Below are 18,743 nucleotides of genomic sequence, written 5' to 3'. Positions count from 1 at the left end.
CAGGATTCCTTCGCGACGACGCTTCGTCCGCCCTCCACGGCATTCACCGACCTTCCTTCGGAGGGTCAACCCCCTTCTTTCGCTAGGCTTTTCCAGAGCCGTGCTGACCGTACTCTGGCCCCCGTCGTTGACTGGTCCACTGCCCCTTCGTGGTGATTGCCAGCCCTGTCAGGCCTGCGTTCGCGGAGGTCGGCCAGGTGGGCATCTCGAGGCGCGGCGGGTTGGCAAACCCTATCGGATCTTTCCGATATCCGGTCTGTCCCGGCTCGTCGTGGGGACCGTCAGCGTCGGCACCGGATAGGACTCATGAGGTAAAGCCTCTCCCGAATCCCGGTACGCACGGCCAAGGCGGGTGGTGTGGTTCGCCTGGCAGGTGGATCGGACGGGAAGGCACAAGGTGGTCGTGGGGGCGGGTCGGCGACGATCCTGCCGCATGATCAAGGCTCGGCAACCGCGAGCGTTGCCAACTCACTGGAAGGATACAAAACAATGAAATCCATCAAGTCCCTGCCGTCCTTTGCTGCTCTTGCTCTCTGCCTGAGCGTTTCGTCCATGGCCAGCGCGGCCACCATCACCCCGGTCAACTCGGCCTTCACCGCACCTGGCACCATCAGCGTGAGCTCGCCGGCGTCGCTCAATCTGCCAGTGACCTGCAACATCACCTTCAAGGGCAAGACCGCCGCCGATGGCTCCTATGCCTCGATCGACAGCGTCACCGTCAGCGGCAGCAACACCCTGTGCAGCGTGCCGCAGATGACCGGCCTGCCGTGGAAGCTGACCGTTTCCAGCACCACTGCCGGCAAGGTCGATGGCGTCGGCTTCAAGATTCTCTCCTCTACCTGTGGCCCGAGCACCGTCAACGGTTCCTGGAGCAACGCCACCAACACCCTCAGCGCCAGCAATCAGTCGCTGGCAGGCAACTGCAAGATCAACAGCCTGAGCGTGAAGCCGACCCCGGCCTTCGTAGTCAACCCGTAATCCGGGCTGCCGCTGGCGCCCTCGGCGCCAGCGGTTTCGCGCTCCCGCTGCCAGGCGTCCTTCGCGGGCCGGCAGGTCCGAGGGAGTTTCCGCCGGAAGCGGCGCAGAACCTCGTTCGCACATGGAAAACGGTCTGGGGGAGGGTGTCCGCCAGGACGCTCAAGCAGGCCGACCATCGTGCCCCGTGCATTAGCAGTCCACCAGGGGTGAAACCTTGAACAACAAAAACGATATTTCCTGCCTGTTTGCCAGAAAACCATTGCCATTGCTCTGCGCCCTGATCGTCGGCGGACTGTTCGGCACGTCCCAGGCGCAAGCCGGCGGCTTCATGGTGCCGACCACCAACACGGCGGGCTGGGGCCGTGCGATGGCAGGCGGCTCGCTGTTTCCCAACGATCCGAGCGCCGCGTTCAACAACCCGGCGGCCATGGCGTTCATCGACAAGCGGATCGCCCAGTTGACGGTCAACTACGCCGATATCGACATCAAGTACAACGGCGATGCCTACGACTACCAGGGCAATCCCATGACCGGCGGCTACCAGGACGGGCCGGGCACCCCCGAGCTGGGTACCAACGATGGCGGCCAGGCCGGATTCGGCGCGTGGCTGCCGACCGGCTTCCTGGTCGTACCGATCAACGACCGCTTCGCCTTCGGTCTGAGCCAGGTCGTTCCGATGGGAATGCGCAGCACCTGGGACCCGAACTGGAAAGGCCGCGATTTCGCGGTGGACACCAAGATCGAGACGATCGGCCTGACCGGCTCCCTGTCGTTCAAGGTCAACGACAACTTCTCCCTGGGCGCCGGGGTGATCATCCAGCGCACCTCCGGCTTCGTCAGCCAGAACCTCGATCTCTATGCCTCGGCCGCCAACTCCCCGGGCATGGGCGGGATTCCGTTCCCGGCCTCGAACTCGTCCGCGCTGATGCGGGTCAAGGTGGACAACACCTCGCCCGGCTTCTTCGCCGGCGCGGTGTGGAAGCCGACCGACCGCGACACCCTGGGCTTCGCCTACCACGCGAAGATCCGCAACAAGCTGAAGGGTCACTACAACCTCTACGACCACGACGGTGGGCTGACCGAGGGCGCCATCGAGGGCGGCACCCCGGGCCTGGCCTATCCGGGCCTGGACCTGCGCATGGGCGCTTCCGCCTCGGCGCGCCTGGATATCCCCGCCTACGCCTCGCTGGACTGGGTACACCAGTTCAACGACCGTCTGAGCCTGGGCGCCAGCGCCACCTGGACCGAGTGGTCGTCGTTCCAGGACCTGACCCTCAAGTCCCACGGCAACACGATCGTCTCCATCCCCTACACCTACCGGAACACCTGGACCCTGGCGGTGGGCGGCGACTACAAGGTGACCGACCAGTGGACCATGCGCGCCGGGGTCGCCTACGACCAGACGCCGACCCACAATGCCACCCGCGACCCGCGGATTCCCGACGGCGATCGCTACTTCGCCTCCCTGGGCGCCGGCTATCGCTTCCAGTCGATGCCGGAGTTGTCGATCGACGCGGCCTACTCGCGGCAGTTCGTCAAGGAGGTGCCGTTGAAGACGGTCAACCAGGATCGCCTCGGCGGCGGACGCCTGGATGGCAAGGCAACCAGCAAGGGACAGGTGTTCAGCCTGTCCGCGACCTACGACTTCTAGACCCGGCCGTAGGCAGAGAAAGGGCCTCCCCCGTCAGGGGGAGGCCCTTTCGCATCTGGCGCCGGGATGCACGCGAACGGTGCCCTCGTCGCCCTTCAACAGTGCGTGGCCACCCCGGGAGGCAGCCTGGTTCCGGGCGCGTGCTCTGGCCCGAGCCATTCTGGCGGACGCGGAAAGTTTCAGTTTTGCACCATAAAGATTCATCAATGCGTCATTTCGCACTTTCTAGGTGCCGCCTGGCTTGTTAGAGTCACGCGCAAAAAATTGTTCACAAAACTAGAAACCGGTGAGAAAAATGACGCAATCCGTCGACGCTTTCCTCGAGCGCCTGAAGCGGCGCGATCCCGATCAGCCCGAATTCCACCAGGCGGTGGAAGAGGTGCTGCGTTCCCTCTGGCCGTTCCTCGAGGCCAACCCGCACTACCTGGAAGCCGGCATCATCGAACGCATCGTCGAACCCGAGCGGGCGATCCTGTTCCGCGTGCCCTGGGTCGACGATCAGGGCCGGGTACGGGTCAACCGTGGCTACCGGGTGCAGATGAGCAGCGCCATCGGCCCGTACAAGGGCGGCCTGCGCTTCCACCCCTCGGTCAACCTCGGGGTGCTGAAGTTCCTCGCCTTCGAGCAGGTCTTCAAGAACTCCCTGACCACTCTGCCCATGGGCGGCGGCAAGGGCGGCTCCGACTTCGATCCGAAGGGCAAGAGCGACGCCGAGGTGATGCGTTTCTGCCAGTCGTTCATGAGCGAGCTGTACCGTCACGTCGGCGCCGACCTGGACGTGCCGGCCGGCGACATCGGCGTCGGCGCGCGAGAGATCGGCTACCTGTTCGGCCAGTACAAGCGCCTGTCCAACCAGTTCACCTCGGTGCTGACCGGCAAGGGCCTGAGCTACGGCGGCAGCCTGATCCGCCCGGAGGCGACCGGCTTCGGCTGCGTCTACTTCGCCCAGGAAATGCTCAAGGACCGTGGCCGCGGCTTCGACGGCCAGCGGGTGGCGATCTCCGGCTCGGGCAACGTCGCCCAGTACGCGGCGCGCAAGGTCATGGAAATGGGCGGCAAGGTGATCTCGCTGTCCGATTCCGAAGGCACCCTGTATGCCGAGGCGGGGCTCTCCGACGAGCAGTGGGAATACCTGATGGAGCTGAAGAACGTGCGCCGCGGGCGCATCCGCGAGATGGCGGAGCAGTTTTCCCTGCAGTTCCTCGAAGGGCGCCGGCCCTGGGGCCTGGCCTGCGATATCGCGCTGCCCTGCGCGACCCAGAACGAACTGGATGCCGAGGATGCGCGGCGCCTGCTGGCCAACGGCTGCGTCTGTGTCGCCGAAGGCGCCAACATGCCCTCGACCCTGGAAGCCGTCGACCTGTTCCTCGAGGCCGGCATCCTCTACGCGCCGGGCAAGGCGTCGAACGCCGGCGGAGTGGCGGTGAGCGGCCTGGAAATGTCGCAGAACGCCATGCGCCTGCGCTGGAGCGAGGGCGAGGTGGATACCAAGCTGCACGGCATCATGCAGTCGATCCACCATGCCTGCCTGCTGCACGGCGAGGAGCAGGGGCGGGTCAACTACGTGAAGGGGGCGAACATCGCCGGCTTCGTCAAGGTCGCCGATGCGATGCTGGCGCAGGGCGTGGTCTGAGGTTGTCCCATCGAGGAAAAAAACGGGACTCCAGGGGAGCCCCGTTTTTCCTTGTGGCGGTTATTCCGCGGGACGCGGCGTGGTCTCCGTGCTGGCCGGCAGCAGCGGATATTCGACGCGCGGCTGCTTGCCGCTCAGGCTGTGCAGGAAGGCGACGATGTTCTCCACGTCGTCCGGCGCCAACTGCTTGCCGAGCTGGGCGTTGCCCATGATCGCCACCGCGTCCTTGAGTTCCCAGACCTGGCCGCTGTGGAAGTACGGCGCGGTGAGGGCGACATTGCGCAGGGGCGCGGCGCGGAATACGTACTCGTCGCTCTGGGTCTTGGTCACGGCGAAGCGGCCCTTGTCGCCGCTGGGCAGGACGCTAGCGTCGGGCTTCTTCACCAGGCCGAACGGGAAGTAGGCCTGGCCGCCCAGGTTGATGCCGTTGTGGCAGGCGCTGCAGCCACTGTCCATGAACGCCTTGAGGCCTTTCTTCTGCTGCGCGTCGAGGGCCTTGTCGTCGCCCTTGAGATACAGGTCGAAGGGCGAGTCCGGAGTTACCAGGGTCGCCTCGTAGGCCTCGATGGCCAGCGCCATGTTGTCGAAGCTGACCGGCTTGCCGGCCTTGGGGAAGGCCTTGCGGAAGGCGTCCACGTATTCCGGGATGCTGCCCAGGGTCTGTTCGACCAACTGCGGGGTACTGTGCATCTCGACGCTGTTCTGGATCGGACCCTTGGCCTGCTCCCCCAGGTCCTTGGCGCGGCCATCCCAGAACTGCGCGGCATTGAATACCGCGTTGAAGACCGTCGGCGAATTGCGTGGCCCCTTCTGCCAGCCGTGACCGACCGACGTCGGTACGTTGTCGGCGCCGCCGGTGCCGACGTTGTGGCAGGTGTTGCAGCTGAGCACATGGCTGCGCGACAGGCGCGGGTCGAAGAACAGTTTCTTGCCGAGTTCGCGCTGTTGCTCGCTGATGGGCTGGCCGCGCAGCTCGGTGACCTGCTCGGGGATGGGTTTGAACAGCGCGCTGGCCTGGTCGTGCAGGGCATCGGCCTGGGCGAGGGGCGTGGCGAACGACAGCAACAGGCTGCCAAGCGGGAGCAGTTGCGAGGACTGCATCTTTTTTTCTCCTTATCAGGCGTTACAACCGGTCCTGTGAGGAGAGGCCAGCGGCGCGCTGCCCGGCTTGACGTGGATCAAGCGCACCGGGATCGGTGCTGCGGATGGTTGTCGCAGCGTGCTTCAGCGCTCGCGCAAGGCCCGGGCCAGCGCGCGGTCGCGGTCGCGCTGCCAATCGTCGTCGCGGTCGTCCCACTGGCGTTCCTCGAAACGCCGCCGCTCCTCGCTCCGCGCCATCGACCGGCATTGCTCGAAGCCGTCGCCCCAGCCGCTGGCGTAGATCGCCTCGCGCAGGTAGCGGGGGACGTCCTTGCGGAATTCGCCGCTGATCGAGCCGGCCGCCTGGCGGCCGCTGCCGCAGCCGTCGTCGAAACCGTCGGCATAGGCGGGCGGGTAGCCCTGGGCGAGCAGGTGCTGGTGGGTGTTTTCGCAGCCGCCGAGCAGGGTGGCGGTGAGCAGGAGCAGGGCGAGGACAAGCACGCCGAGACGCGAAGAAGACATGGCTGGGACTCCTCGACCGCCGGGACGGGACTCCCGGAGGTTCGCGCCGGGCCCGCTGGCAGGTCCGGCGCGAGTCTAGGTCGGCATTGGTGAGGAATTCGTCAAGCCGATGTGATGACGATGCGATGACCGCCGCCGTCCAGCGCCTGGTCGCCGATCCTCACCGGCAGGAAGCGTTCGATAATCCGGCGGTTGCTTTGCAGATGGGCGCTCAGCCGTGGCGTGGTGAAGCTGCCGGCGCCGGCCAGGGCCATGGGCAGCAGCAATTGGTCGGCGAGGTGCTCGTCCGCCGCGCAGCCGCTTTCCATCCAGCCGATGGCTTGCGTCGCGACCTGTTCCGCCACCCGTTCGGCGCTGACGCCGGCCTGGCCGAAGGCGCAGAAGGTCGCGCAGATGTGCTCGCAGTCGATCCGCAGCAGCAGGGCGTTGCCCGGCCCCTGGTCCTCCGCGAGGAACTCCAGCTGGCGTTCTTCGTCGCTCCAACCGAGGCGCTGGCGGACCCTCTCCAGCTCGCGCTCGCCGACGTGCCCGGGAATCCCGGCGAGCAGCGCCCGCGCCTGGCGCCGCAGCGCCGCGCCGGGATGCTCCAGTTGCAGCGGCCGCCAGCGCGCCGGGCGTACCCGCGCCAGCAGCTCGCCACCGCCGGCGGGTACGAAGCCGTGGCGCAGCAGTTCCAGGTCGACTTCCGCGCCCATCCGCCGCAGCAGCGGCAGCCAGCTGTCGCGGAGAAAGTCCGCCGGCGGCGCCAGTGGATTGTGGGTGCCGCCGCTGATCCTCACCCGGCTTTCGCCGTTGGCCGCGAGCAGCGCCGGCAGCAGGGTTTGCAGTACCAGCGAGCAACTGCCGGCGGAGCCGATGGCGAAGGCGTAGTCGCCGGCGCGGATCGCACCGGGCCGGAACGCCAGCTCGCGTGAGCCGAGTTCGGCACCCTCGACCTCGGCCGCGCAGATTTCCGCCGCCGCGCGCACCGCGGTGAGGTGCTGGCGCAGCAGCCCCGGACGGCTGCGCCGGCCACGGATGTTGCGGATGCGCAGCGGCTGGCCGCTGGTCATCGACAGGCTCAGGGCGCTACGTAGGATCTGCCCGCCGCCTTCGCTGCCGTCGAGTTCGATGAGGTCCTTTCTCATGAGGTTTCCCTTGTGTATTGCCATATCTTGTCGTGGAGGTAGCGATCCAGCAGTCGGCTGTCCTGGCGCGCGCCGGTTGGTTGGGCGGCCCCTCGTTCGGCCTGGAGCAACTCCGCTTCGATGAAGCGTTGCAGCGCCAGGCGCGGAGGGCCGTAGGCCGATTCGTCGCGCTGACGCTTGAGGCTCAGCAGGGCATCCAGTTCTTCGCGCAGCGACGGATCGTCCAGCGTGGCTTCCATTAGCCTCTCGAACGCCACCGGCGGCAAGCCCAGGCCTGCATCCAGCCAACGCACCGCGAACAACGGGCGCAGGACGTAGAGGTATTTCTTCAGCCGGACGCTGTCGCCCTTCAGGTAGCCGCGGTAGTTCTTACGTGCCATCGACAGGTAGTGATGGCGACTGCCTGGTACGGAGTGAAAGGCGCTGCCCAGCCAAAGCAGTTCCTCGCGCACGCCAGGCTCTTCCCGATACACCAGCGGCGAGCCGAGCCACTCCAGCAGGGCCGGGTTGGATTTGCGCATCAGGCGCAACGCCTTGCGCAGTTCCCAGCCGCTGATGTCCAGCTCGTCGCTCAGCGGGCGTTCTATCACGTCGCGAGGTTCCTCGACGCGCTGATACCACTCGGGCTGATGCACATAGACGAAGCGTACGTCGTAGTCGCTGTCCGGCGAAGCGAAGCCCCAGGCCCGGCTACCCGACTCGCAGGCGTAGAGCACGACTACGTCGTGCTCGCGTTCGATCCGTTCCAGCTCATCCAGTACCCGCTCGCGCATGGCGGCGGGGAGCGGATGGCGTTCTTCCCTGTTCATTTCGATTCTTCCCCAGCGGGCGCCACAGGGCGCCCGTCATCCTTTCACGCACACCACCTGACGCAGGGTGTGCAGCACTTCCACCAGCTCGCGCTGGGCTTCCATGACCCGGTCGATGTCCTTGTAGGCCATCGGGATCTCGTCGATCACGTCGGCGTCCTTGCGGCATTCGACGTGGGCGGTGGCGCGGGCCTGGTCGGCGACGCTGAAGACCTTCTTCGCCTTGGTCCGGCTCATGGTCCGCCCGGCGCCGTGGCTGCACGAGCAGAACGCTTCCTGGTTGCCGAGGCCGCGGACGATGAAGCTCTTCGCCCCCATCGAGCCGGGAATGATGCCGAGCTGGCCCTTCTGCGCGGACACCGCGCCTTTGCGGGTGACCAGTACCTCCTGGCCGAAGTGGCGCTCCTTCTGCACGTAGTTATGGTGGCAATCGACCGCCTCCAGGTTGGCTTCGAACGGCTTGCGGATCACCTGGCGCGCCGCCTCGATCACCGCGTGCATCATCAGCGCGCGGTTCTGCCGGGCGAAATCCTGGGCCCAGCCGACCGCTTCCACGTAGTCGTCGAAGTGCCGGCTGCCTTCCTCGAAGTAGGCCAGGTCCTTGTCCGGCAGGTTGGCGATGTGCTGGCGCATGTCCGCCTTGGCCAGTTCGATGAACAGGTTGCCGATGGCGTTGCCGACCCCGCGCGAACCGCTGTGCAGCATGAACCAGACGCGGTCGGCCTCGTCCAGGCAGACCTCGATGAAGTGGTTGCCGGTGCCGAGGGTTCCCAGGTGCTGGCGGTTGTTGGTCTTCTCCAGCCTCGGGTGCTTGTCGGTGATCGCCTTGAAGCGACCGGCGAGCGCCTTCCAGGCCTGGTCGGCGGCCTCCGGTACCTCGTGCCAGGCGCCGCGGTCGCGGCGGCCGAAGGTCTTGCCGTGGGGTACCGCCTGCTCGATGGCGCTGCGCAGGCCGTGCAGGTTGTCCGGCAGGTCGGCGGCGACCAGCGAGGTGCGCGCGGCGATCATTCCGCAGCCGATATCCACGCCCACCGCGGCCGGGATGATCGCGCCGAGGGTAGGGATCACGCTACCGATGGTCGAGCCCTTGCCCAGGTGCACGTCAGGCATCACCGCCAGGTGCTTGAAGATGAAGGGCATCTTCGCCGTGTTCAGCAACTGCTGGCGCGCTTCCTCCTCCACCGGTACGCCCTGGGTCCAGAGCTTGATCGGCTTGCCGCCGGCCACTTCGAGGATATTCATGTCTTTCATCGTGCTTTCCTTGTGCTCCGCGTCGTCCCGTCGACGGCGCGGCTATCGTTCGTGATCAGGCCTGCTTCAGCGTGACCAGTCCGTTCAATACCTGGTCCAGGCCACCGAATACCGAAATCCGGTCGATGCGCTCGGCCACCCGCTCCAGGGTTTCCAGTTCTTTCAGACGCAGCGCGGTCGGGTTTTCCTCCATGACCTTCGCGGTATTCAGCAGCGAGCGGGTCGCCGAGGTTTCCTCGCGGCGGCGGATCACATTGGCCTGGGCCGCCTTCTCCGCCTCCACCACCTGCGCCAGCAGGGTCTTCATTTCGCCCGGGAGGATGATGTCGCGCACGCCCAGGCCGCTCACTTCCAGGCCGCTGTCTTCCAGCTTGGCGGCCAGGTGGGCGCTGACCGCTTCGTCGATCGACTGCTTGTTCTCCAGCAGTTCGTCGAGGGTACGGGTGCCCACTGCCGCCCGCAGGCCGAACTGCAGCTCGCGGTACAGGTACTCCAGCGGCTTGCTCAGCCGCGAGAAGGCGGTGAGTACGTCGTTGTAGCGCCAGTTGGCGGCGAGGTTCAGGCGCAGGCTGACCTTGTCGCGGGTAAGGATCTCCTGGCCGCTGACCTCCAGCGCCTGGATACGGGTGTCGACCAGTTCCACGCTGACTTGCCGGTTGTAGCGCCAGAAACCGTATTGTCCGGCTTGCAGCAGGCCGGCAAGGGCGCCGTCGACCTTGAGCACGCCGACCTGGAACGCCGGCACCTGGACCAGCAACACTGCGTCCAGGCCCGCCAGGGCCCGGCCGCGCAGGTTCGGCTGGTGCAACTGGGCGACCAGCGCGGCAGACAATCGATAGTCCTGGGTCAGGTCGATGCGCTCCAGGCGCTGCTCGGTCTGGCCTTTCCAGTACAGTCGGCGGCTGCCCGGTGCGAGCAGCTCCACCAGCACGCCGTCCTCGTAGCGCAGGCCGGCCTCGTTGTCGCCCAGGTCCATCCGGGTGAAATAGCGCTCCACCAGTTGCGGTTCGCTCTGCCGCAGGTAGCCGGCCAGGCGGTGTTCGAACTGCGGGGTGTTCAGGCTGAAGCTTTCCAGGCTCAGGCGGTCGTACGGATCGAAGCGGCGGTAGGTGCCCGGTTCGAGCACGGCGAGGAAGTCGCCTTCGGAGTACAGCAGGCCGCGTTCGTTCTTCTTCACGATAAAGCGCTTCAGCATTTTCATCTCTTCATTCCTTTCATTCTTCCGTGGTGCCGGTGTTGCCGGCCCGTCGAGCGTCGCGGGTGGAGCGCGGAGGAGGTTGGCCTGGCGGACGTCCTGTCCATGCGATCGATTCCCTCGATCCCCGGCCTGCCTTGCCCCGTGCCCGAACCGCGGGCCGGACGGGCCGGCGGCGGCTTCGGCTCCCTTGCGTTGTCCGGCCTTCCTGGCCGCTTGCGCAGTTCGCCTCGGCCACACCGGCGGGTGTTGCCATTGAGTGATTGCCGTTAAGGCAACGTTCGAGCGGGAGTCGAACCCGCGACAGACCATTTCGTGGATGGTTGCTCTACCAGGCTGAGCTATCGAACCGCGAAGCGGCATTGCCGTCATTCGCGAATGACCGTCGTTGTTGCGGGCGGCATGCACGACGCCGACACCAGGGGTGGGCTCGGGCACCGGCGGGACTGGAGTCCCGACCCGTCGGCCTGCATGGGCGATGCGGTCGAAATGGATATAGCGAGCGGCGTGCCAGGTTTTTATAGATGAGTCTGTTTCTTGATTAACTATTTGATTTTAAAGGTGAATAAATTTTTTATTGCGCTTCGTCGGCGAATTCGATGGAGAGATGCCTGGTTATTTCTATATATTTTCATATCGATCTTTATCTTGAAGGATAAGCAGTGATGAAACGCACGGTCGCCATCGGCTTCATCGGCGCCACCCTCGACCGTCTCGGCAAGGGCGCGGCGCGCTGGCAAAAGTGGCGGCCGAGCATCGGCCTGTGCCAGCAGCCGGATCTGCTGATCGACCGCCTCGAACTGATCCACGGCAACGACGCCCGCGACCTCGGCCTGGCCGAGCGGATTCGCGCCGACATCGCCGCGGTGTCGCCGCATACCGAGGTCCGCCTGCAGCAGATGGAACTGCGCAACCCCTGGGACTTCGAGGAGGTCTATGGCGCCCTGCACGATTTCGTCAGCGCCTACCCCTTCGACACCGAGCGCGAGGACTACCTGGTGCATATCACCACCGGGACCCATGTCGCGCAGATCTGCTGGTTCCTCCTTACCGAGGCGCGCTACCTGCCGGCCCGGCTGGTGCAGACTTCGCCGTCGCGGCGCAAGGACGAGGCGCGCCATCCCGAGGGCTCGGCGACGCTGATCGACCTCGACCTGTCCCGCTACGACCGCATCGCCTCGCGGTTCCGCCGCGAACAGGAGGAAAGCCTGGCTTTTCTCAAGTCGGGAATCGCCACGCGTAATGCCGCTTTCAACCGCTCCATCGAGCAGATCGAGCGGGTCGCCGTGCGTTCGCGGGCACCCATGCTGCTGGTGGGGCCGACCGGTGCCGGCAAATCGTTCCTCGCCCGGCGCATCTATGAACTCAAGCGCAGCCGGCACCAGCTCGACGGGCGTTTCGTCGAGGTCAACTGCGCCACCTTGCGCGGCGACGGCGCGATGTCGGCACTGTTCGGCCACGTCAAGGGCGCCTTCACCGGCGCGCAGCATGCGCGCGAAGGCCTGCTGCGCGCAGCCGACGGTGGCATGCTGTTCCTCGACGAGATCGGCGAGCTGGGTGCCGATGAACAGGCGATGCTGCTCAAAGCGATCGAAGAGAAGCGCTTCTTCCCGCTGGGTTCGGACCGTGAGGTGGAGAGCGACTTCCAGCTTATCGCCGGGACCCACCGCGACTTGCGCGGACGAGTGGCCGAAGGCCTGTTCCGCGAGGACCTGTTCGCCCGCATCAACCTGTGGACCTTCGAGCTGCCGGGCCTGGCTGGACGCCGCGAGGACATCGAGCCGAACATCGACTTCGAACTGGAGCGGCACGCCCGCGAGCAAGGGCGGCAGGTGCGTTTCAACCTGGAGGCCAAGCGTCGCTACCTGGCCTTCGCCGGTTCCAGCGAAGCGCGCTGGGCCGGCAACTTCCGCGAGCTGTCGGCTTCCATCACACGGATGGCGACCCTGGCCGACAGCGGGCGGATCGACGAGGCGCTGGTCGAGGAGGAGATCCTCCGCCTTCGCCAGGCCTGGGGGCTCGATGCGGGCCGGGAGCCACTGGCTGATCTGCTGGGGCAGCGGGTGGAGGCCTTGGATCTGTTCGACCGCCTGCAACTGCAGGCGGTGCTGGAGGTGTGCCGCGGGGCTAAGACCCTTTCCGAGGCGGGACGCCGGCTGTTCGCCGTTTCGCGCCAGGACAAGCGCAACCCCAACGACGCCGACCGGCTGCGCAAGTACCTGGCGCGTTTCGGCCTGGACTGGGCGCAGATACGCGCCTGAACACCACTTCGGGATATCCTTGGCGTCTTTTCACGGGCTCCAGGGACGAATGCCGATGAGCGAGATAATGGACGTCGAGCGGCTGCGCCAGCGCTGCGCGGCCGGCGAAAGCTTCAAGTACCTGTATTTCTGGGGACATCGTCCGGCGACGGATGACAAGGTCGGCAAGAGCTGTTTCAGCCAGTGGTACGAGGCTTCGTTCAAGCTCGACGGGGTGCGCTACGCCAGCGCCGAGCATTACATGATGGCGGCCAAGGCACGCTTGTTCGACGACTCCAGGCTGCTCGAGCGCATCCTGGCGGCGCGCAGCCCAGGCGAGGCGAAGGCCCTCGGCCGCGAAGTCGCCGGCTTCGACGAGGCACGCTGGAACGCCGAGCGGGTGGGAGTCGTGATCGAAGGCAACCTCGGCAAGTTCGGCCAGAACGCTTCGCTGAAGAAATACCTTCTGGGCACCGCCGACCGGGTGCTGGTCGAGGCCAGCCCGGTGGACGCGATCTGGGGCATCGGCCTGGCTGCGAGCGATCCCCTGGCAGCCGAGCCGGCGACCTGGCAAGGCCTCAACCTGCTCGGCTTCGCCCTGATGGAGGTGCGCCGGAGGCTGGCTCAGTAGTAGTACCAGCGCAGCTCCAGCTTGACCTCGTTGATCGGCTTGCCGACATGGCTGAACTCGCGTTCGGCGCTCAGGCGCAGGCCGAGGTCGCGGCCCAGCTCCACCTGCTGGACGAAGCCCAGGCTGCGGCGCACTTCGCCGTTGTGGAAGTAGTCGCCCTTGGCCTCCAGGGTCAGGTTGCCCAACGGGTTGCGCCACAGCAAGCCGCTGTCGAAGCCCACGGCCGGGGCGATGGCGGCGGCGAAGTCCCTGTTGTTCTCGATCCGCGCGGTGCCCATGGCGTAGAGCAGCAGGTCGTCGCCGAACATCCAGCTGCCGCCGGCGCCGCCGTTGAGGTGGCTGACCAGATTTTCGTCGCCGTCCTCGCCCGGCACCCGCTCCAGGCCGCCGGCGACCTGCCAGGACAGCGGTTTGAGCAACTGGTTGCGCGGGGTCAGCGAGCGGATGGTGACCAGGTCGAGATTCTGCAACTGCCAGCGGTTGCCTTCGTACTGGCGCAGCTTGAGCTGGCCGATCTCGATCTGCGCGCCGAGGGGGAAGCCATAGGCGTTATCGGCGAGGTCATGGTAGGCCATGCGCAGGCCGTACTCGGCGAAGGCGCGGTCATCGCGGCTGCCGACGCCGAACTGCCAGGTCCGTGACTCGTGGCCGTCTTCCGGCTGGCCGGGGCGCTCGACCTGGAGGTCCGGCGGTGGGTTGCGGTTGATCGCACGCAACAGGTTGTAGCTGCGCGAGGCGATGCCGCTGTCACGCGCCTGACCGGTGGCGCGGTAGCGCACCAGACGGAAGGCGGCGTCCTGGATCAGCGCCTGGCGCGGCATCGGCAGGGCCTTGAAGTCGGGAGCGTCGAGCAGGCTGTCGTCGTCCGCCAGGCGCTTGGCCCAGTCGCGCTCGGCATGGTCGAGCGGTTCGGCGCGGGCGAGCAGTTCCTTCTCGCGCGACGGCCGGTAGTCGATGCGCTCGATCAGCCCGGCGTTCTTCACCGCGCGCACGGTGTCGGTGGGGATCGCGGTAAGCGGGAACTGCTCAGTCAGCTCGATGCCCGGGCGGGCGATCTCCATCAGTTCGAGCAGGCGGAACGAACAGTTCTCGTCGAAGAAGTAGTAGTCGAAGCGGACCTGCTTGAGTTCCCAGACGTGTTCGACCATGCGCCCGGTCTCCTCGGGCGTGAGGTTCAGCTTGTATTCCCAGAGATCGCGGTTCTCCAGGCGACTGTATTCGGCCAGCTTCTCCCGGTACGGGACCAGCGCGAACAGGCCGGGATAGCCGCCCATCAGGCCTTTCCAGGCATAGAGGATGCTGTTGTCCATGCCTTCGATGTAGGCGCCGAAGTTCAGCGCGTAGCTGAGCAGGGCAGTGTTGTTGCTGGTGACGTCGGCCTGGTCGATGCGCAGCAGGGTGTGGCCGAACATCGACGACGGGCTGTTCAGGTAGGCCGCGGGGAACACCAGCACCGCGCTGTGCGGGTTGATGTCGCGGTACCAGTTGTCGTATTCGCCGCACTGCGGCTGCGGCAGGTCGTCGAGTTGCAGTTGCTGGCGCAGCCAGCGGGTGCGCGCCGGGTAGACGCACTGGGCATGCTTGTCGCCAAGGCTGGGCGAGGCATAGAGCGCCTTTAGCGTGGCCGCCAGTTCGGCGTCCGGGTGGCTCTCGCCGTTGTCGGCGAGGAAGAACCGCTCGTCGTCGACGTAGCTGCGCCAACCGCCGAGCTTGCCGCGTTCGTAGTGGCCGAGGGCGATCCAGTAGGGATCGGCGGCCAGTTGCTGGAGGCGGGCCTCGGGAACCGTGGGCGCAGCCAGAAGGGGGGAGCAGGCGCACAGCGCCATCCAGGGCAACAGGCGTTTCGGCATCGGCAAGGCTTAATGCTTGGGGAAAGGGGCCTGCCCGCGAACGGGCAGGCGGCGAGGCTCAGGCCTGCTCGGCGTACTTGGCCAGGCGGGCGTCCTGTTTCAGGATCGCCTGGGTGTTGGCATAGACGTCGGCGGCGGTGGCGTCGGACTTGTTGAAGATCTCGGAGAAATGCTCGTGGGTGACGGCGGCGAAGTGCTCGCGGTCCTGCGGTTGCACGCCCAGCACCACGGCATAGGTGGTCAGCGCTTCGCCATTGCCCTTGGCCATGTCTTCGGACAGCTCGTCCATCATGCTGCCGAGCACCAGCAGGGGCTTGCCGCCATAGGACAGCGCGCCGTTGGTATGGCAGCCGTTGGTGCCGGTGGTCATGCCGAAGGTGTTGTTGCCGGAAGTGCCGTTGGTGGTCGCCGCGACCACGTGGGTGGCCACGCCGCGCTGGCCTTTGAAGAGCATGTTGCCCCAGCCGCAGCCGGCGCCGCCGGGAGCGTCGGCGAAAGCGTTGAAGGAGGCGGCGGCGAACAGGGTACCGAGCAGAATCCGTTTCATCGTTTGTTCTCTCTTGAGGTGGATCGGAGCCATCTGGAGCGGGCCAGCGACGCCGTGAGCTTTTCGGAATGCCACCGGGGTGTCAAGGCACCGAATGGGTGGCAGCGCGCAATGCCGGGCGAAAATTGACCGGCGTCAGCGGCAATCCGCTTGGAACCGTCCAGACTTGGGAAAGTTCTGGTCGGTCTGAGCGAAACCGGCCTTGGTCAGCCGTTCCTCACGCAGGAGGTGGATATGAGCGCTTTCGACCCCGCTACCGCCCTGGAAACCCTGGCGACCGAGTACGCGGCACGCGCCGCGGCGATCCGCCGGGACCTGGCGCGCAGCCATTCGCCGGACTTTGCCGAGCAGGCGGTGCAGCGCCAGAACGACGAAGTGCTCGAAGGCCTGCTCGCCGAGGCGGAGGCGGGGATGCGCCAGGTCGGCCTGGCCCGCCTGCGCCTGGCGGAAGGTCGCTACGGCCAGTGCGAGCGCTGTGGCGAGGCTATCGAACCGGCGCGCCTGGCCGCCCTGCCTGCGGCGGAATACTGCCTGCGCTGCGCCGACCTGGTACATCGGTGAGATAGCGCCATCCGCGCCTTGTCAGTGGCGCGAGGCTGGGGGGAGAATGCGGGCGACGACACCCCGCGGCGATCTGCCGCCCGATGCAAGGATTCCCGATGCCCGATTCCGTCGCTGCCGGCCTGCGCCTGGCGCCAGAAGAACTGACCCGCCCGTTCGCTCCCGAGCAATTCGCCTTCGATACCACCGATGACCTGGAGCCCTTCCGCGGCGTGCTGGGCCAGGAACGTGCGGTCGAGGCGCTGCAGTTCGGGGTGGCGATGCCGCGTCCGGGTTACAACGTATTCGTCATGGGCGAGCCGGGGACCGGACGCTTCTCCTTCGTCAAACGCTACCTGCAAGCCGAGGGCAAGCGCGTCGCCACGCCCTCCGACTGGGTCTACCTGAACAATTTCGACGAACCGCGCGAACCTCGGGTGATCGAGCTGCCGCCGGGCAGCGCGACCGAATTCAGCGCCGACATCGACCGCCTGATCGACAACCTGATGTCGACCTTCCCGGCGGTCTTCGAACATCCGGCCTACCAGCAGAAGAAGAACGCCGTCGACCGCGCCTTCAACCAGCGCTACGACCGCGCCCTGGACTCGGTGGAACGGCGCGCCCTGGAGAAGGACGTGGCGCTGTACCGCGACAGCGCCAACGTCGCCTTCACCCCGATGAAGGACGGCAAGGCCCTCGACGAGGCCGAATTCGCCCAGTTGCCCGAAGCCGAGCGCGAGCGTTTCCACAAGGATATCGCCGCCCTCGAGGAGTACCTCAACGAGGAACTGGCGAGCCTGCCGCAGTGGAAGCGCGAGTCGAGCAACCAGTTGCGCGAGCTCAACGAGGAAACCATCACCCTGGCCCTGCAGCCCCTGCTGGCGCCTCTGGTGGAGAAGTACAACAACAACCCGGGCGTCTGCGCCTACCTGCAGGCGATGCAACTGAACCTGCTGAAGACCGTGGTCGACCAACTGGTCGACGACAGCCGCACCGACGCCCAGCGCAAGCAAGGGCTGATCGAGCAGTACGCGCCGAACCAGGCCATCGTCCACCACGCGACCAGCGGCGCGCCGGTGGTGTTCGAGTCGCACCCGACCTACGACAACCTGTTCGGCCGCATCGAGTACAGCTCGGACCAGGGGGCGCTCTACACCAGCTACCGGCAGTTGCGTCCGGGGGCGCTGCACCGGGCCAACGGCGGCTTCCTGATCCTGGAAGCGGAAAAGATGCTTGGCGAGCCGTTCGTCTGGGACGCGCTCAAGCGTGCCCTGCAGTCGCGCCAGTTGAAGATGGAGTCGCCGCTGGCCGAACTCGGCCGCCTGGCTGCGGTTTCCCTGACCCCCCAGGTGATCCCGCTGCAACTGAAGGTGATCATCATCGGCTCGCGGCAGATCTACTACACCCTGCAGGACCTCGACCCGGACTTCCAGGAGATGTTCCGGGTGCTGGTGGACTTCGACGAGGACATCCCGCTGGGTGAGGACAGCCTCGAACAGTTCGCCCAGTTGCTCAAGACGCGCACCTCGGAAGAGGGCATGGCGCCCCTCAGCGGCGCGGCGGTGGCGCGACTGGCGACCTACAGCGCGCGCCTGGCCGAGCACCAGGGGCGGCTTTCGGCACGGATCGGCGACCTGTTCCAGTTGGTCAGCGAAGCCGATTTCATCCGTCAGCTGGCGAACGAGGAGGTGATCCAGCTCGGCCACATCGAGCGTGCCCTCAAGGCCAAGCAGACCCGCACCGGACGAGTGTCGGCGCGGATCCTCGACGACATGCTGGCGGGGATCATCCTGATCGACACCGCTGGCGCCGCGGTCGGCAAGTGCAACGGACTGACCGTGCTGGAGGTGGGCGACTCGGTGTTCGGCGTGCCGGCGCGGATTTCCGCGACCGTCTATCCGGGCAGCAGCGGCATCGTCGACATCGAGCGCGAGGTCAACCTCGGCCAGCCGATCCACTCCAAGGGCGTGATGATCCTCACCGGCTACCTGGGTAGCCGCTACGCCCAGGAGTTCCCCCTGGAAATCTCCGCCAGCATCGCCCTGGAACAATCCTACGGCTACGTGGACGGCGACAGCGCCTCGCTGGGCGAGGTCTGCACGCTGATCTCGGCACTGTCGCGGACGCCCTTGAAGCAGTGCTTCGCCATTACCGGCTCGATCAACCAGTTCGGCGAGGTTCAGGCGGTCGGCGGCGTCAACGAGAAGATCGAGGGCTTCTTCCGCCTCTGCGAAGCGCGCGGCTTGACCGGCGAGCAGGGCGTGATCATCCCGCGCGCCAACGTCACCACCCTGATGCTCGACGAGCGCGTATTGCAGGCGGTGCGCGCCGGGCAGTTCCACGTCTACGCGGTGCGCGAGGTGGACGAGGCGCTGGCGCTGCTGGTGGGCAAGCCGGTCGGTGCCCAGGACGAGAAGGGACGCTTCCCGAAAGGCAGCGTGAACGATCTGGTCGTGGCGCGCTTGCAGGAGATATCCGAACTCGGCATGGAAGAGGACGACAAGGAAAAGGACAAGCCGGCGGAGAAAGAGACCGTCGCGGCGAAGGACAAGGCCGCGGCGAAGAAGGACTGAGTCCGGCGCGTTGCCGGAACCTGCCGAGGGCGGGGCTGGAAAGCCCCGCCCTCGTGCGTTTCAGCCCTGTGGACAAGTTCCCGCCGGCGCTATGCGGAACCTGGCGGCAGGTGTAG

At 66.3% G+C, this 18,743-nt stretch carries 15 protein-coding genes and 1 tRNA gene; 7 read left to right on the top strand and 9 right to left on the bottom strand.

Going from position 1 to position 18,743, the window contains the following annotated elements; all coding sequences use genetic code 11:
* Positions 1-489: 489 nt before the first annotated feature.
* The 3 genes from praA to gdhA all read left to right on the top strand — a co-directional run bounded on the left by praA (position 490) and on the right by gdhA (position 4,262).
* On the top strand, positions 490-978 hold the full coding sequence (praA, locus tag HMPREF2914_RS17175) for an alkane oxidation protein activator PraA (protein ID WP_003119407.1): 489 nt from the start codon (positions 490-492) through the stop codon (positions 976-978).
* Between the two features lie 259 nt (positions 979-1,237).
* Complete coding sequence (locus HMPREF2914_RS17170; protein WP_023443563.1) at positions 1,238-2,629, top strand: outer membrane protein transport protein; 1,392 nt, start codon at positions 1,238-1,240, stop codon at positions 2,627-2,629.
* 295 nt (positions 2,630-2,924) lie between these two features.
* Positions 2,925-4,262, top strand: coding sequence for an NADP-specific glutamate dehydrogenase (gene gdhA, locus HMPREF2914_RS17165; protein WP_023092941.1), 1,338 nt, complete (start codon positions 2,925-2,927; stop codon positions 4,260-4,262).
* A gap of 60 nt (positions 4,263-4,322) precedes the next feature.
* Here gdhA and ccpA read toward each other — a convergent pair whose 3' ends face one another.
* From ccpA to HMPREF2914_RS17130, 7 genes are all read right to left on the bottom strand, one after another.
* Complete coding sequence (gene ccpA / locus HMPREF2914_RS17160; RefSeq protein ID WP_003094815.1) at positions 4,323-5,363, bottom strand: cytochrome-c peroxidase CcpA; 1,041 nt, start codon at positions 5,361-5,363, stop codon at positions 4,323-4,325.
* A 123-nt stretch (positions 5,364-5,486) separates the two neighbouring features.
* Positions 5,487-5,864 carry a hypothetical protein gene (locus HMPREF2914_RS17155; RefSeq protein ID WP_003094811.1) on the bottom strand — a complete coding sequence of 126 codons (378 nt, stop codon included), beginning with the start codon at positions 5,862-5,864 and terminating at the stop codon, positions 5,487-5,489.
* Positions 5,865-5,965: 101 nt separating this feature from the next.
* On the bottom strand, positions 5,966-6,991 hold the full coding sequence (rtcA, locus tag HMPREF2914_RS17150; protein WP_003111141.1) for an RNA 3'-terminal phosphate cyclase: 1,026 nt from the start codon (positions 6,989-6,991) through the stop codon (positions 5,966-5,968).
* Positions 6,988-7,800: a nucleotidyltransferase domain-containing protein gene (locus tag HMPREF2914_RS17145; protein ID WP_010793782.1), complete on the bottom strand. Its 813-nt coding sequence runs from the start codon at positions 7,798-7,800 to the stop codon at positions 6,988-6,990. The genes rtcA and HMPREF2914_RS17145 overlap by 4 nt, the downstream gene beginning before the upstream one ends.
* A gap of 36 nt (positions 7,801-7,836) precedes the next feature.
* The gene (locus tag HMPREF2914_RS17140) at positions 7,837-9,051 is read right to left on the bottom strand and encodes an RtcB family protein (RefSeq protein WP_003119410.1); all 1,215 of its coding nucleotides are present in this window, start codon (positions 9,049-9,051) and stop codon (positions 7,837-7,839) included.
* A 55-nt stretch (positions 9,052-9,106) separates the two neighbouring features.
* Complete coding sequence (locus HMPREF2914_RS17135; protein ID WP_003116273.1) at positions 9,107-10,252, bottom strand: slipin family protein; 1,146 nt, start codon at positions 10,250-10,252, stop codon at positions 9,107-9,109.
* Between the two features lie 271 nt (positions 10,253-10,523).
* Positions 10,524-10,597: transfer RNA gene (locus HMPREF2914_RS17130), tRNA-Arg, on the bottom strand.
* A 314-nt stretch (positions 10,598-10,911) separates the two neighbouring features.
* On the opposite strand from HMPREF2914_RS17130, the gene rtcR reads away from it, so the two are divergent.
* Both rtcR and HMPREF2914_RS17120 read left to right on the top strand, forming a co-directional pair.
* Positions 10,912-12,507 carry an RNA repair transcriptional activator RtcR gene (gene rtcR, locus HMPREF2914_RS17125; protein WP_023092940.1) on the top strand — a complete coding sequence of 532 codons (1,596 nt, stop codon included), beginning with the start codon at positions 10,912-10,914 and terminating at the stop codon, positions 12,505-12,507.
* Positions 12,508-12,562: 55 nt separating this feature from the next.
* Positions 12,563-13,117: an NADAR family protein gene (locus HMPREF2914_RS17120; protein ID WP_023092939.1), complete on the top strand. Its 555-nt coding sequence runs from the start codon at positions 12,563-12,565 to the stop codon at positions 13,115-13,117.
* Here HMPREF2914_RS17120 and HMPREF2914_RS17115 read toward each other — a convergent pair.
* A complete protein-coding gene (locus HMPREF2914_RS17115; protein ID WP_003094784.1) occupies positions 13,111-14,967 on the bottom strand; it encodes an Lnb N-terminal periplasmic domain-containing protein in 1,857 nt (618 codons plus the stop codon). The two genes, HMPREF2914_RS17120 and HMPREF2914_RS17115, sit on opposite strands and share 7 nt — an antisense overlap.
* Before the next feature lie 58 nt (positions 14,968-15,025).
* Positions 15,026-15,514, bottom strand: coding sequence for a DUF3015 domain-containing protein (locus tag HMPREF2914_RS17110; RefSeq protein WP_003094783.1), 489 nt, complete (start codon positions 15,512-15,514; stop codon positions 15,026-15,028).
* A gap of 234 nt (positions 15,515-15,748) precedes the next feature.
* Between HMPREF2914_RS17110 and HMPREF2914_RS17105 the strand changes: the two genes are divergently transcribed.
* A complete protein-coding gene (locus HMPREF2914_RS17105) occupies positions 15,749-16,075 on the top strand; it encodes a TraR/DksA family transcriptional regulator (protein ID WP_003112819.1) in 327 nt (108 codons plus the stop codon).
* Positions 16,076-16,173: 98 nt separating this feature from the next.
* Entirely contained in the window at positions 16,174-18,627 is a 2,454-nt protein-coding gene (locus HMPREF2914_RS17100) for a Lon protease family protein (protein ID WP_003094777.1), read from the top strand.
* Positions 18,628-18,743 lie beyond the last annotated feature (116 nt).

Source organism: Pseudomonas sp. HMSC067G02 (assembly GCF_001813485.1).
Lineage (GTDB): Bacteria > Pseudomonadota > Gammaproteobacteria > Pseudomonadales > Pseudomonadaceae > Pseudomonas > Pseudomonas aeruginosa.
The sequence above is the reverse complement of the archived record's forward strand: the minus strand, read 5'-3'. Positions and strand labels throughout refer to the sequence as shown.